Origin of the sequence: Enterococcus sp. DIV1090 (genome assembly GCF_050537975.1) — a bacterium.
GTDB lineage: Bacteria > Bacillota > Bacilli > Lactobacillales > Enterococcaceae > Enterococcus > Enterococcus faecalis.
Window position 1 is genome coordinate 31,795 of record NZ_CP172917.1, and the last position, 13,596, is coordinate 45,390.

The window sequence follows — 13,596 nt, forward strand, 5'->3', positions numbered from 1 at the left end:
TTTTTTCTCACTCTTTTTTTTCAATAAAACAATACGATTCAGCCAAAATGTCTAGCTGTGCTGGAAAATTTTCAGCAAATAGGCTACCATGGAAGAAAATCGATAAAACGAAAGTTAAATGAATAGAAAAGAGATATGAAAGAGGCTATAAGATGAAAAAAAATATTAGCCAACTAACGCAGTGGTTGAAAGAACACAGTTTATTATTGAAACTAATTTTTCTTGGTTCTGTATTAGTTTTCGTGGCTAACCAAGTGACACATATCGCTCAAGGCATGACCTGGGCGGATATTTTTTCCACGATGGAACAACAAAGTACGGGGCGTTTAATTGGTATGGTCTTGGCAGGACTATTAGGGGTTATTCCGATGCTCCTTTATGACTATGTAGTCGTTAAATTATTGGAAAAAGAAGGTAAGCCACCAATGAAACGAATGGATTGGTTAACTTCGGCTTGGGTCACTAATACCATTAATAACTTAGCGGGTTTTGGCGGCGTGGTTGGGGCAACGCTACGGATTAATTTTTACGGAAAAGATGTACCACGGGGCAAGGTTGTAGCAACGGTCTCAAAAGTTGCTCTGTTCTTGATTTCAGGGTTATCTATTTTATCTTTTGTGGCGTTTGTTGATTTATTTTTTATTCGAACCCAAAATGTTTTTCGTGAATATTGGGTTTGGTTATTATTGGGCAGCCTGATTGCGCCAGCGCTCTGGTTTTTCACGTATTTAAAACGGCGAACATTGTTTAAAACATTTTTTCCAAAAGCAGTGCTCCTTTTATTCAGCGCTTCATTAGGTCAATGGCTAGGTGGGATGTTTGCTTTCTTGATGATAGGTCGCTTGATGCAGGTGCCAGTTTCGATGGTTTCTGTTTACCCAATGTTTGTTATCGCCACGTTGATTGGGATGTTAACTATGGTTCCTGGTGGTATGGGAACGTTTGATGTCTTAATGATTTTGGGCTTATCACAATTAGGGATTGATCGATCACAAGCGGTCGTCTGGTTGTTGTATTATCGTTTGTTCTATTATGTGACGCCTTTTATGACAGGAGTTATTTTGTTCTTGCAACAAGCAGGCATGAAAGTTAATCAATTTTTTGATAATTTACCTCGGTTATTTTCACAAAAAGTGGCGCATTTTATTTTGGTGGCGGCGTTATATTTTGCAGGAATTATGATGGTTCTATTGTCGACTGTGACGAATTTGTCGAATGTCAGTCGTTTATTCCAAGTATTACTTCCCTTTTCGTTTAATTTTTTAGATCAAACATTGAATTTATTTGTAGGATTCTTGTTATTAGGTTTAGCTCGAGGCATTTCTATGAAAGTGAAAAAAGCTTATTGGCCTACAATTATTTTACTAGGATTTTGTATTGTAAATACGGTGGCACGAACGACTTCGTGGCAGTTAATTGCTGTTTATGCCGTTATTTTATTGGCGGTTATTTTGGCTCGTAAAGAATTTTATCGTGAAAAGTTCGTTTATTCATGGGGCGCTTTAACGGTAGATAGTATTTTGTTTGGCTGCTTGTTTATCGGTTATGCGGTTGCTGGCTATTACGCCGCACGACCAGCTGGTGGCAATCAAGTTATCAATCACTTTTTGTTGTTTCCGTCAGATGATGTTTGGTTTAACGGATTGATTGGTTTAAGTATTTCCTTGATTGGTTTATTCTTTTTGTATCAATATTTAGCCGAAACAACTGTTACTTTAGGTGAGGGGTTTGAGGAAGCGCGGTTGACACGCTTTTTGGAAAAATTTGGTGGCAACGAAGGCAGTCAATTTTTGTATTTAAAGGATTATGGTCATTTTTATTACCAAGAAGAAGGTGAAGATCAAGTACTTTTTGGGTTTCAAATGAAGTTTAATAAATGCTTTGTCTTGGCGGATCCAATTGGGCAACGAGAGAAATGGACAGCGGCGACACTGGCGTTTATGGATCAAGCTGATTTGTTAGGCTATCAATTAGTTTTTTATCGTATTTCGGAAGAATATGTTATGAATCTTCACGATTGCGGCTTTGAATTTATGAAAGTTGGGGAAGAAGGCTTGATTCAATTTGATGAGCCGTCAACAGTGAATCAAACAGCCTGGACGGAAACAGTGACTGAAAAAATAGCAGTAGAAGCAGCGGATTTTCAGTTTGAATTTTATCCCGAAACGATTAGTGATGCCTTATATCAAGAGTTAGAACGAGTTTCTGCGGACTGGTCACGGAATCAAAAAGAGCGCTACTTTATTGGTGGACGGTTGGATCCCGAGTACTTGAAATGCAGTAGCGTGGGCTTGGTGAGACAGAAACAAACGGTCATCGGTTTCATTACGGGAAAAGAAATGGAAAAAGGCAAAAGTATTTCGTATGATTTGTTACGTATTCGTTCAGAAGCACCTGCTTTTACTAGAGAATATTTGTTCACTCATTTTATTGAAACCTATCAACAGCAGGGCTATCAATTAATTGATATTGGGATGGCGCCGTTGGCTAACGTAGGGGAGAGCAAGTACTCTTTCTTAAAAGAACGCTTTGTTAATATTTTTTACAAGTATAGTTATCAAATTTATGCGTTTCAAGATACACGCAAGCGCAAAGAACAATATGTCACTAGTTGGCAACCACGTTATTTTGCTTATCCTAAGAGGACCAGTGTGCTCTTTGCTTTTGTGCAACTTTCCTTGTTGATTACGAAAGGAAGACATCAAAGTGTTTCGCTTGTGGAAGAAGCAATGACTGAAATTTAAAAAAATCACGCGATGACTTAGCCATCGCGTGATTTTTTATTTGTCTTCTTTTTTACGGTTTCGTCTAGCTGGAATCAAGGTTACGTAGGCAACGAAACCACCAGTACATAGAACGAATAACACGATGCCAGGAATCAATCCTTCTGGTAAATAAGAGAACTGAATAGTATGGGTTCCAACGCTGACAGGAACGCTTAGAAAGGCATCTTTAAAGGCTTTTGGGATAACTTTTTTGCCATCAATTTTGACACGCCAACCTTTGTCATAAGGAATTGTAGTGACGAGTACTTGATCTTTGTCGGCGGTAAAGGTACCTGAAGCAGAGCGTTTGCCAGTGGTTAAATCAACGCCTTTTTCTTGCACGGCGGAAATGGCTTTTTCAAATGCATTGGTATTTAAGCCAACCACTTGCGGCTGAACAAAACTTACTGCTTTGGTTCCATAAAAACTTACTTTGAAGTTAACGGTTGTATCTTTGGGATAGTAACCTAAATTATAATATTGGCCAGTAATGCCAATTTGTGATTGCTGACTTGAGCCGTTCACGGTGACCGTCGCAGTGGAACTTTCCAATTGAGCAAAATCCGTTGGGAATAAACTCAAATAAGCTTGCGTATTGGCGGGCACATTGACTGTATAAGAAATCTCTTTGGCTACGTTATGTTGTTTCTCCGTAAAAGTTACGCCAGCTGTATTTTGCGTAATTGTCACGTTATTTTGAAGCGTCATCGTTGGTTGATAAAAGGTAAAATACCGTTCATTAGTATTGGCTAAAGCATTTAGTAAATTTGTTTGACTACCTAAATTATCATTGAGAGGTTGCCGGACATTGTAAATCTCTTTGTCTGCTAAAAATCCTAACGGCAAAGCATTTTCGTTACGATAAAGCTGATATTTACCAGCAGCAGCTTGTCGCTCAAAGCCGAATTTCATTGGATTGTTTTCAGCAATATTGTATTTAATGCCCATCAAAGCATCCATTAACAAGGTATTATTTTGGTAACGAATATTTAAATTCGTGCCTCGTGAGCGGAAACCTAAGGCGTTTAGGTATGTTGAAGAATGTCGGTTCCGTACGGAAGAAAACATGCTAATGCCACTGTAGCCATAGTTAATGCCGTCATTGGCCGAAACACCATTTAAATTTTCCAAGCGGTAAAAGGTATCATTTTCTTTTTTTGTTTGATCGACTAGATTTTTTAAGTCAGGATAAGGCTCAGAATACAAGCTGCGTGATGCGTAGTTCCAATCATCTAAAATACCAGTGACCATCGCCCGTGTGTTAATGATTGCTTCACCAGAAACGAGCAGCAATAACAAAATCACTAAGTATTGCATAGGCGCTTTTTTCAATTGATAAAAAGCAATCCCGAAAAAGTATAATAGTAAAAAAGTTGCCGTTAATACGAAAGAGGTTAAAGTCACATACGTATAACTAGTAGCACCTTTTGTGCCCATTGCAAGAGCAAAAATTGCTAAAAGAATCAAAATCAAGCCGCTTAAGACACCGAGATCATCCTTTTCAAATTTCTCCCAACCATAACCTGCAAGCAAAATAACTAAGAATGAAAAGAGGAAACTATAGCGGAAAAGAAACATGTTCGGCGCATGCATACCGTGCCAGAATAAATTTAAGGGCGTGATGTAAAAGCTAGCAATCAATAGGACAAACAAACTGCCAAAAAGTAGTTTGTTTTTCAATGGAACTTCTTTCGTAACGAAATAGAAGAGACAAAAAATCAAAGGCAACAACCCAATGTAAATAAAAGGAATGGACCCATATTTGGTTGTATCGTAAACGCCAATCATATTTTTCATAATAATATCTAAAAAGGCAGTCGCTTCTGTTTTAAAGGTTGTAATTTCAGAAAGAGTTTCACCATTGGTTCGTAAATCTAAGACAGCAGGTAAGACCATAATCATGGATGCTCCACCAGCTAAAAGAGAAGTAGTAAAATACGCAACGATTCGAGATTTATATCGTTGCCAGTCTGTAAACGTTCGTGCAAAATAGTACAGGAAGGAAAACAACCCAATCATAAAGCCAAAATAATAATTTGTAATGAAAAGCAAGAAATAACTGACAAACAATAATGTCGGTTTTCGTTGGTCCATTAAACGATGAATTCCTAAAATTACGAGTGGCAGATAAATAAAGGCATCCAGCCACATAATTAATTCTGAATGGGCCACAATGAAGGACATTAGCGCATAAGACACACTTAAAGTCACATGGGACCATTTAGGAATCTTAAAGGTTTGTTTTGCCAAGAACCAAAAACTCAAGCCAGCACTCCCAATTTTCAACAACGTTAGGAAATAGAGCGCATCAGGCATGTTTTGATTGTTAAAGAAAAAGACGAGCGGCGTAAATAAGCCACCAAGATAATAGGAAATTAAGGACAAGTAGTTTAGTCCCAAAGAAGCATTCCACGTATAGAAAAGACTTTGTTTTCCATGAAGAACATTGTTAAAGCTTGCGTGAAAATTTGAAAATTGAGAAAAGGCATCGCTGGCTAAAACACTGCGACTACTTCCTGGATAAATCCCAATACTCAAATAGATAATTGCCATAATTAAAAATGGAATGAAGAAACTGGCTAACATATAAGGCCAGTTGTTTTTTAAAAACTGCCTACTTTTATTTTTCATAAATAACCTCACCTGATTTTTCGAAAGTACCTATAGTTTATCATACTCTTTATTTGATGTACCAATAGAAGAAAAACTTTAAAATTTTATTAGGATCCTAAGGGTGGAGTGAAGAAGAATTAGTAGTAAGAGATTGACATTCAAATGCTAAATCACCAGATTAAAACAACGAATATTCTCCGAAAAATTGCTGAAAACACCCTGTGGATAACTTTGTGCATAACTCTGTTGAAAACCACAAAAAAGCTTTTTATCTCGGTTTATCCACAAGGATAAGTTTTCGAGTTGCTAAAAAAAATAGACGCAAGTTCAGAAGTCCTGCTTGCTAAAAGAAAAGGAAGCCCTAAAGTTGAAAGAAGATGAAAACGTTATTAAAACAACGTTTTCATCTTCTTTTTCTAGAATTTACAAAGATTTAATGTCGAACAAATAAGCACTGTGGAAAAGTTTTTTGGAAAAAATAAGAAATTTCATCCACAAAGTTTTCTGTGGAGAATTTAAAAATGCTTGTCAAGCTTTTTTTGAAAAAATGTGGATAACTTTTTAAAGACACACTTTTTTCCATTTGCGAATTTGCGTTCGGAAACTAGTAAAAGGGGCAATGCTATTAATGTGAATCCATTTCCAAAGAGGCCATTGTGCTTTGGTGGTCGCCCAAGCCCGTTGTTGAGGTAAAAATAATTCGTCTTCGGAAAGCGAGTCAATCCAATGAAGTAATTTTTCTAAGATGTCTTGCAACGCAATCAGCTGACTTTCTAAACTCATTTGTCCATAGGTTTGATAAAATGATTGATAGAGAGCGCCCAGTTGATTCCATTTATAACCTTCAGCTGGCGTTTGAACGGTCAGACCACGTTGTTCTTGTTCTTCCCAAGAAAGCAGCAAGTTAAGCCAACCTAATTGATAGGCTAAGTTCTCTGAAGGTGTTTTAGCTACTGTTTCAATTCGGTGATCTTTAAGTGTTTCAGGAATTTCTGCAAATTCAGCTAAATATTTTTGTGAAGCTATTTGAATGGCCTCAATCAAGGCTTCTTTTGATTCATAGGTTCGCATTCTTCGGCTAACTTCCTTTCTTGGTAGGATCTGCTTGTTTTTCATGAGTAATTTGAGTGACTAAACCAAAAGGATCTTTCACAATCGCATAAAATGTTGCAAATTCATTTTCAATTGGTTCTTGGATAATACAGGATTCGGGATGGCACGTGAGTTTTTCAAAAATTGTTTTGGCAGAGTGACGGCTGTCGACGGTTAAGCTGAGGGTCAATTGTTCTGTGGGCGTGGTATTCATTCCTGCAAACAAAGGATTATCAGCTAGTTGTAATTGAAAAGTGTCCATTTGTAAAATCGAGTGAGAAAGCCAGTGTTCTTCGCCAGCGGGAATGGTCAAAGAAGGATTTAAGCGTTCTTTAAATTCTTGATTAGTAATTTTAAAAAGAATATCACCAGCAAAGGCTTCTTGGTAAAACGTCAAGGCTTCCGTTGCTCGTCCGTTTAAGACCATAAAAAGGGCAAATTGTGTGTTTTTCATTGTTTGAACCTCCTAAGATTGATAAGATAAGCATAACAATAAAAGGTGTCAAAAAGTGACACCGATGGAGGGAAAAATGAAAAAATCAGAACGTTTAAATCAGGAACTTTTTTTCTTGAGAACCCATCCTCAGTTTAATTTAAATCAGTTAATGAAAACTTTTGGGATTTCTAAAAGCACAGCTTTGCGGGATATTGAAGCTTTGGAAAATTTAGGCGTGCCGCTATATGTGGAGAATGGTCGTTATGGTGGCTATCGAGTTTTAAACAAACCGTTGTTGCCGCCGATTTATTTTAACGAAAATGAAGTGTTAGCAATCTTTTTTTCGTTACAATTACTGAAATTAGTCGCAGAGTCACCGTTTGGTCATTCCTATCAGCAAATTAAGCAAAAATTATTGCATTCTTTAGATGAACCAACCCAATTTAAAATCAGTCAAATGAGTAAGGTCGTCTATTACGAAGGAATTGAACAAGTAGAAGCACCAGGCAATTTAGAGCAGCTGTTTCATTGTATTTTGGCGCAACAAGTAATTCAGTTTAACTATACCAGATATGAAGCAACAACGAAAAAAATCTTACCAACCCGGTTAACTATTTTAGAAGGGTATTGGTATTGTTCAGGCTATGATGTGACTAAAAAGGCTTGGCGTACTTACCGCTGTGATTTTATGGAGGCTATTCAGCAGTTAAACCAAACACTGGATTTTACGACTGAAGAACTGAAAGAATCGTATCGCCATCAACAAACGACGGCACGTACGATTCCATTTAAAGCAATCATTACAGAAAAAGGCAAAGAATTTTTTTATAAACATCGCTTTGACAATATTCAGTTGGAAGAAACGCCCACGCAGTGTTTTTTAGTTGGACAGATTCATCCAACAGAAACACAATTTTTAGCCAACTATTTTATGGGCTTTGGTGAAGAAGTGACAATTTTAGAGCCAGTCCAAGTGAAACAAGCATATGTAGAAAGTATAATGAGGATTCAAAAAAAATATCAAGAATAGATTGTGGGACTGTGAACAATCCTATGTGTAAAAATGCACATTGGAGAGGAGAAAGAAAAACCCTTGATTTAAAAATCAAGGGTTTTTCTTTCTAAGAACGTGCTTGCCCATTTCCATAAATAACATATTTTGTCGAAGTAAGCTCTGCTAAGCCCATAGGTCCACGGGCATGTAATTTTTGCGTACTAATGCCGATTTCGGCGCCAAATCCAAATTCAAAACCGTCCGTGAAACGAGTTGAAGCATTCGCATAAACAGCGGCTGCATCCACTTGTTGTAAAAATTGTTGTGTGGCAAAGTAATTATCACTAATAATACTTTCAGAATGTTTTGTATTATAGCGATTAATATGCTGGATGGCTTCGTCTAAAGAATCAACGACTTTCACTGCTAAGATAAAGTCGAGAAATTCCGTTTCCCAATCTTGTTCAGTCGCTGGAATGGCTTCTTCAAAAATTGCTAACGCACGTTCATCTGCTCGAAGTTCCACGTGAAACTCCTTCAAGGCTTTTTCAATTGTTGGTAAAAAGGCTTCAGCCACTTCTTGATGAATTAATAACGTTTCGGCGGCGTTACAGACAGAAGGACGTTGACATTTAGCATTGACAATAATTTTAGTTGCCATTGTTAACTGGGCGTCTTTGTCCACGTAAATATGACAATTGCCTGTGCCTGTTTCAATAACAGGAACAGTGGCTGTTGTCAAAACAGTTTTGATTAAGTTGGCGCCGCCACGCGGAATGAGGACATCCAAGTAGTCATTTAAGCGCATAAGTTGTTGGGCTGTTTCTCTAGAAGTATCATCAACAAATTGAATGAGATGGGGAGAAACGGCTTCTTGGATTAGCGCTTCTTGTAAAATTGTCACCAATATCTGATTGGAGTGAAACGCTTCTTTTCCGCCTCGAAGAATAACAGCATTTCCCGATTTGAAACAAAGGCTAGCGGCATCTGTTGTCACGTTTGGCCGCGATTCATAAATGATTCCAATAACACCTAAAGGCACGCGTTGTTGCCCAATTAACAGTCCCGCTTCATTGCGCCACATTTTATCTACTTCCCCAATTGGATCGGGTAAAGTAGCGACTTGGCGTATGCCCTCAGCCATCGCTGTGATCCGTTCTTCTGTTAAACGTAAGCGGTCTTGCATTGTTTCAGAAATTCCGTGGGTAGCGGCTTGCTCTAAATCTAATGCATTTGCTTGTAAAATGCGGGGTGCATTGGCTTCAATGGCTGCGGCCATTTTGTTTAACAAAGTATTTTTTTGACGAGTATCCATCAAGCCTAGCGTATAAGAGGCTTCTTTAGCTTGTTGCCCTAGTTGCTTTAAATCAGTCACTTTCATGCCCTCCTTTAATAAATAACGTACCGATATCTTTTCCTTCTAAAATTTCAAAAATGATTTTTGGCTGCTTTCCGTTTGCTAAAATCATCGCCTGTTGATTAGCTAACACACGTTCAGCAGCTTTTAATTTACTAGACATCCCACCAGTGCCAAAGCGGCTTCCCTTACCACCGGCTAATTGGAACAAGTCTTCATTAATTTCATTGATTTCAGAAAATAACGTGGCTTCTTTGTTGACAGTAGGGTTGTCTGAAAAGAAACCATCAATATCTGATAACATAACTAACAAGTCAGCTTGAACAATTTGGCAGACAATGGCAGACAATTGATCGTTATCCCCGAACTTGGTTAAGTGATCCAATTCTTCAATTGCGACAGTATCATTTTCATTGACGATAGGAATAATATTCATTTTTAACAGTTGTTCAAAAGTATTGGTAACATTATTGCGACTTTCAGGATATTCAATAACATCACGAGTTAATAAAACTTGTGCCATTTGTTGGCTATAGGTTGAAAACCGCTGATTATAAATGTTCATTAATTCTGCTTGGCCGACTGCAGCGACTGCCTGTTGTTCGGGAATTGTCGTTGGGCGTACAGATAGATTTAATTTATTCAGTCCGACACCAATTGCGCCAGAAGAAACTAAAATAATTTCTTTGCCTTGGTTGCTTAAATCACTCAAAGTAAAGGCTAATTGATCAATTGCTTTTAAGTTAATATTGCCATTGGGATAAATCAGAGAACTGGTTCCGACTTTGATCACAATTCGTTTGGCCTGTTGGAGTTTGTTTCTCATAAGTGCCTCGTTTCTTTTTACAGTAAAATTTGACACTCATTATAACAAAATCAGCGGCTACTAGAAAGTGCTAAATAATGAATAGTAAAGAAAGTTTAATGAAAGTGTGAACTTTTTGAGGGAATCTTGGGACTTTTTGGGATTTGGTCTGTTTATTTTAAGAGAAGATGATAGACTAAAAGAAGGAAAATAAACAAAAATTCTCCTCTTTTTTGCGTAGTCTAGATTAACTGGGCTTTTAGAAATGAGAAACTTACTAAAAACAACCAGAGTATCAGAGATTATGGTAAAATAGGAGTAGTTTAGACAGTAGGGGAGAATGAATATGAAACAACGTGGTTTTGAGATTATTTCTAAGTATCAAGAAGAGGGCTTGAGTGTCCCACAACGAGCAACAAAAGGTGCCGCGGGGTATGATTTTCAAGCAGCCGAAACGGTCGTTGTACCAAGTCTTTGGAAGTTACAACAAGCTGGAGAAAATCCCAAACCAATTTTAGTTAAAACAGGAATTAAGGCGTATATGCCTGATTCTGAATATTTAGAATTGGTAAGTCGTTCTTCGAACCCGCTAAAACGATTCCTACTTTTAGCGAATGGTGTCGGAGTCATTGACAGTGATTATTATAATAACGAGAATAACGAAGGACATATCATGTTCCAATTTTTAAACTTTGGATATGAAGATGTTGTCATTGAAAAAGGTGAACGAATTGGCCAAGGGATTTTTAAGCCGTTTTTATTAGCGGATGATGACCAAGTCGAGGCAGAAAGAACGGGCGGTTTTGGTTCGTCTGGACAAAAATAAAGCCCATTTTTTCAGTAGGCAACGTTATTCAAACCATTTAATAAATGTTAAAATAAACAACAGATAAGGAGATTCTACATGGCAAAAAAAGCAAAAGTTCAATTTGAATGTCAAAGCTGTGGGTATGTGTCTCCAAAATATCTCGGCCGCTGTCCTAATTGTGGACAATGGAATTCGATGGTGGAAGAGGTTATTCAAGATACTTCTGATCGTCGTGCTAGAGTAAGTTTGACTGGTAAAAAGACACAACCACAACGGCTATCTGAAGTTGTACCTAAAAAAGAGCCGCGTGTAAAAACTGAATTAGTGGAGCTGAATCGGGTTTTAGGTGGTGGCGTTGTTCCAGGTTCGTTAGTTTTAATCGGTGGTGATCCCGGAATAGGTAAGTCAACATTGCTCTTACAAGTATCGCAACAATTAGCAGCCACAGGTGGCACGGTTTTATATGTTTCTGGTGAAGAAAGTGCTGAGCAAATTAAATTGCGAGCGGAGCGTTTAGGCACCGTCAACGAGACATTTTACTTATACGCAGAAACAGATATGCACGAAATATCACGAGCCATTGAAAAATTAGAACCAGACTATGTCATTATTGACTCGATTCAAACAATGACGCAGCCAGATGTTACCAGCGTTGCTGGTAGTGTCAGTCAAGTCCGAGAAACAACTGCCGAATTATTGAAACTGGCAAAAACGAATGGGATTGCCATTTTTATTGTCGGACACGTAACGAAGGAAGGGTCTATCGCAGGGCCACGGATGTTGGAACATATGGTAGATACGGTTCTTTATTTTGAAGGAGATAAGCATCACACCTTTAGAATTTTACGGGCTGTCAAAAATCGGTTTGGCTCAACGAATGAGATTGGTATTTTTGAAATGCAGACACATGGATTGGTTGAAGTTATGAATCCTTCTCAGGTCTTTTTAGAAGAACGTTTAGAAGGAGCCACCGGATCTTCAATTGTGGTAGCAATGGAAGGTTCACGCCCTATTTTGGTGGAAATCCAAGCGTTAGTTACCCCAACGATGTTTGGCAATGCCAAGCGAACGACCACCGGGTTGGACTTTAATCGCGTTTCTTTAATCATGGCGGTTTTAGAAAAACGGGCAGGCCTTTTGTTACAAAACCAGGATGCGTATCTAAAAGCGGCTGGTGGAGTCAAAATTAATGAACCAGCTATTGATTTAGCGTTAGCAATCAGTATTGCTTCTAGCTATAAAGAAAAAGGAACCTCATCTTCGGAATGTTTCATTGGTGAGATTGGTTTAACTGGTGAAATCCGCCGCGTGAATAGTATTGAACAACGAGTGCGTGAAGCGCAAAAACTAGGCTTTACAAAAGTCTATGTCCCTAAAAATAACCTTGGTGGCTGGGAAGCGCCTGAAGGGATTGAAATTATTGGCGTTTCAACAATTGGTGAAACGTTAAGAAAAGTTTTTAAATAATGAAAGTAGAAATAATCCGTTTAGGTTTTTGGTGGCGTATGATTTTTGTACGCCCCACAACACTAGACGTCTTTATTAAATAAACGAGGAGGATGGCTATATGCAAAAACGAATCATCACGTTGCTGATGATCATTGCTGGTGCAAGTTTAGGAATTTCTCTTTTCCCAATGGCTTGGGAAATGGCTAAGCAAGGCAATAACAGTTGGTTAAACAATAACTTTACGAACGGATTAATCGGTGCAATTATTTTCTTTATTTTATCTTTAGGGTTAGCAAAGTATATTGTTTCCGCTGTTAAAAAAATCGAAGCAGCTTTAAATGAAATGAGTTTAACCTATTTATTATTTGGAAGTATTGGTGCCATCATTGGTTTAACAATTGGCGTCATTATCTCCATTCCAATGTACAACTTACAAATTCCTGTCGTGAATAGTTTACTACCAATTCTAGTTATGATTATTCTGGGTTACTTAGGTTTCCGAATGGGAACAACACGGATTGAGGAGTGGAAAAAAGTTTTCACACCTCGCCAAAAGAAAGCAAATACGGAAGACACCGAAGGACAAATGTTGGAACGTAAAGTGGAAGACAACTTCCATAAATACAAAATTTTAGACACCAGCGTCATCATTGATGGCAGAATCTACGATATCGCGAAAACGGGCTTTTTAGAAGGTGTTTTGCTCATCCCTAACTTTGTTTTATATGAATTACAATACATTGCTGATTCTGGAGACAGTTTAAAACGGGTGAGAGGTCGTCGTGGCTTAGATATTTTAAATGCTTTACAAAAAGAAGAAGGTATCTCCGTTGAGATGTATGACGGAGATTTCGAGGATATCTCTGAAGTAGACAGTAAATTAATCAAATTAGCAAAATTATTAGATGGCGTGGTTGTGACCAATGACTACAACTTAAATAAAGTCTCTGAATTTCAAAATGTGCCTGTTTTAAACATTAATGCTTTAGCTAATGCTGTGAAACCAGTGGTGATTCCAGGTGAAACGATGAATGTGATGGTTGTAAAAGCCGGAACAGAGCGTCAACAAGGGGTCGCTTACTTAGATGATGGCACAATGGTTGTGGTAGAAGATGGCCAGCATTACATGAATGAGCAAATCGAAGTGGTCGTCACAAGTGCTTTACAAACCGCAGCTGGGCGTATGATTTTTGCCAAACCGGCACACGCGGGTCGCGGGATTAATGATCGCAAGGATAACCATCCTAAAAACGATAAAAATTAAGCAAAGTGAGGAC

General features: G+C 38.0%; 10 protein-coding genes. 5 read left to right on the forward strand and 5 right to left on the reverse strand.

The window, feature by feature from the left end:
• The first annotated feature begins 152 nt into the window (after positions 1–152).
• Positions 153–2,744 carry a bifunctional lysylphosphatidylglycerol flippase/synthetase MprF gene (gene mprF / locus IGL48_RS00140; protein ID WP_048949319.1) on the forward strand — a complete coding sequence of 864 codons (2,592 nt, stop codon included), beginning with the start codon at positions 153–155 and terminating at the stop codon, positions 2,742–2,744.
• 36 nt (positions 2,745–2,780) lie between these two features.
• Here the strand turns inward: mprF and IGL48_RS00145 are convergent, their stop codons facing one another.
• The 3 genes from IGL48_RS00145 to IGL48_RS00155 all read right to left on the reverse strand — a co-directional run bounded on the left by IGL48_RS00145 (position 2,781) and on the right by IGL48_RS00155 (position 6,924).
• Positions 2,781–5,396, reverse strand: a complete 2,616-nt coding sequence (locus IGL48_RS00145) for a YfhO family protein (RefSeq protein WP_048949318.1) — start codon at positions 5,394–5,396, stop codon at positions 2,781–2,783.
• Between the two features lie 543 nt (positions 5,397–5,939).
• Complete coding sequence (locus tag IGL48_RS00150) at positions 5,940–6,449, reverse strand: ClbS/DfsB family four-helix bundle protein (protein WP_104855844.1); 510 nt, start codon at positions 6,447–6,449, stop codon at positions 5,940–5,942.
• 7 nt (positions 6,450–6,456) lie between these two features.
• On the reverse strand, positions 6,457–6,924 hold the full coding sequence (locus IGL48_RS00155; RefSeq protein WP_048949316.1) for a VOC family protein: 468 nt from the start codon (positions 6,922–6,924) through the stop codon (positions 6,457–6,459).
• 64 nt (positions 6,925–6,988) lie between these two features.
• Here IGL48_RS00155 and IGL48_RS00160 point away from each other — a divergent pair, with 64 nt between their 5' ends.
• A complete protein-coding gene (locus IGL48_RS00160) occupies positions 6,989–7,936 on the forward strand; it encodes a helix-turn-helix transcriptional regulator (RefSeq protein WP_002389777.1) in 948 nt (315 codons plus the stop codon).
• A gap of 91 nt (positions 7,937–8,027) precedes the next feature.
• Here the strand turns inward: IGL48_RS00160 and IGL48_RS00165 are convergent, their stop codons facing one another.
• A complete protein-coding gene (locus IGL48_RS00165) occupies positions 8,028–9,281 on the reverse strand; it encodes a glutamate-5-semialdehyde dehydrogenase (protein ID WP_025190656.1) in 1,254 nt (417 codons plus the stop codon).
• Positions 9,268–10,083, reverse strand: coding sequence for a glutamate 5-kinase (proB, locus tag IGL48_RS00170; RefSeq protein ID WP_002389550.1), 816 nt, complete (start codon positions 10,081–10,083; stop codon positions 9,268–9,270). Before proB ends, IGL48_RS00165 begins: the two co-directional genes overlap by 14 nt.
• A gap of 319 nt (positions 10,084–10,402) precedes the next feature.
• Here proB and IGL48_RS00175 point away from each other — a divergent pair, with 319 nt between their 5' ends.
• The 3 genes from IGL48_RS00175 to IGL48_RS00185 all read left to right on the forward strand — a co-directional run bounded on the left by IGL48_RS00175 (position 10,403) and on the right by IGL48_RS00185 (position 13,583).
• Positions 10,403–10,888, forward strand: a complete 486-nt coding sequence (locus IGL48_RS00175) for a dUTP diphosphatase (RefSeq protein WP_002361472.1) — start codon at positions 10,403–10,405, stop codon at positions 10,886–10,888.
• A gap of 78 nt (positions 10,889–10,966) precedes the next feature.
• Positions 10,967–12,337, forward strand: a complete 1,371-nt coding sequence (gene radA / locus IGL48_RS00180) for a DNA repair protein RadA (RefSeq protein ID WP_002356050.1) — start codon at positions 10,967–10,969, stop codon at positions 12,335–12,337.
• A gap of 100 nt (positions 12,338–12,437) precedes the next feature.
• Positions 12,438–13,583: a PIN/TRAM domain-containing protein gene (locus IGL48_RS00185; protein WP_002368622.1), complete on the forward strand. Its 1,146-nt coding sequence runs from the start codon at positions 12,438–12,440 to the stop codon at positions 13,581–13,583.
• Positions 13,584–13,596 lie beyond the last annotated feature (13 nt).

What these genes read in the sequence shown, in the direction of transcription:
- IGL48_RS00145 (WP_048949318.1), bottom strand. Translation starts at nt 5,396, where the DNA reads ATGAAAAATAAAAGTAGGCAGTTTTTAAAAAACAACTGGCCTTATATG.
- proB (WP_002389550.1), bottom strand. Translation starts at nt 10,083, where the DNA reads ATGAGAAACAAACTCCAACAGGCCAAACGAATTGTGATCAAAGTCGGA.
- IGL48_RS00155 (WP_048949316.1), bottom strand. Translation starts at nt 6,924, where the DNA reads ATGAAAAACACACAATTTGCCCTTTTTATGGTCTTAAACGGACGAGCA.
- radA (WP_002356050.1), top strand. Translation starts at nt 10,967, where the DNA reads ATGGCAAAAAAAGCAAAAGTTCAATTTGAATGTCAAAGCTGTGGGTAT.
- mprF (WP_048949319.1), top strand. Translation starts at nt 153, where the DNA reads ATGAAAAAAAATATTAGCCAACTAACGCAGTGGTTGAAAGAACACAGT.
- IGL48_RS00165 (WP_025190656.1), bottom strand. Translation starts at nt 9,281, where the DNA reads ATGAAAGTGACTGATTTAAAGCAACTAGGGCAACAAGCTAAAGAAGCC.
- IGL48_RS00185 (WP_002368622.1), top strand. Translation starts at nt 12,438, where the DNA reads ATGCAAAAACGAATCATCACGTTGCTGATGATCATTGCTGGTGCAAGT.
- IGL48_RS00160 (WP_002389777.1), top strand. Translation starts at nt 6,989, where the DNA reads ATGGAGGGAAAAATGAAAAAATCAGAACGTTTAAATCAGGAACTTTTT.
- IGL48_RS00150 (WP_104855844.1), bottom strand. Translation starts at nt 6,449, where the DNA reads ATGCGAACCTATGAATCAAAAGAAGCCTTGATTGAGGCCATTCAAATA.
- IGL48_RS00175 (WP_002361472.1), top strand. Translation starts at nt 10,403, where the DNA reads ATGAATATGAAACAACGTGGTTTTGAGATTATTTCTAAGTATCAAGAA.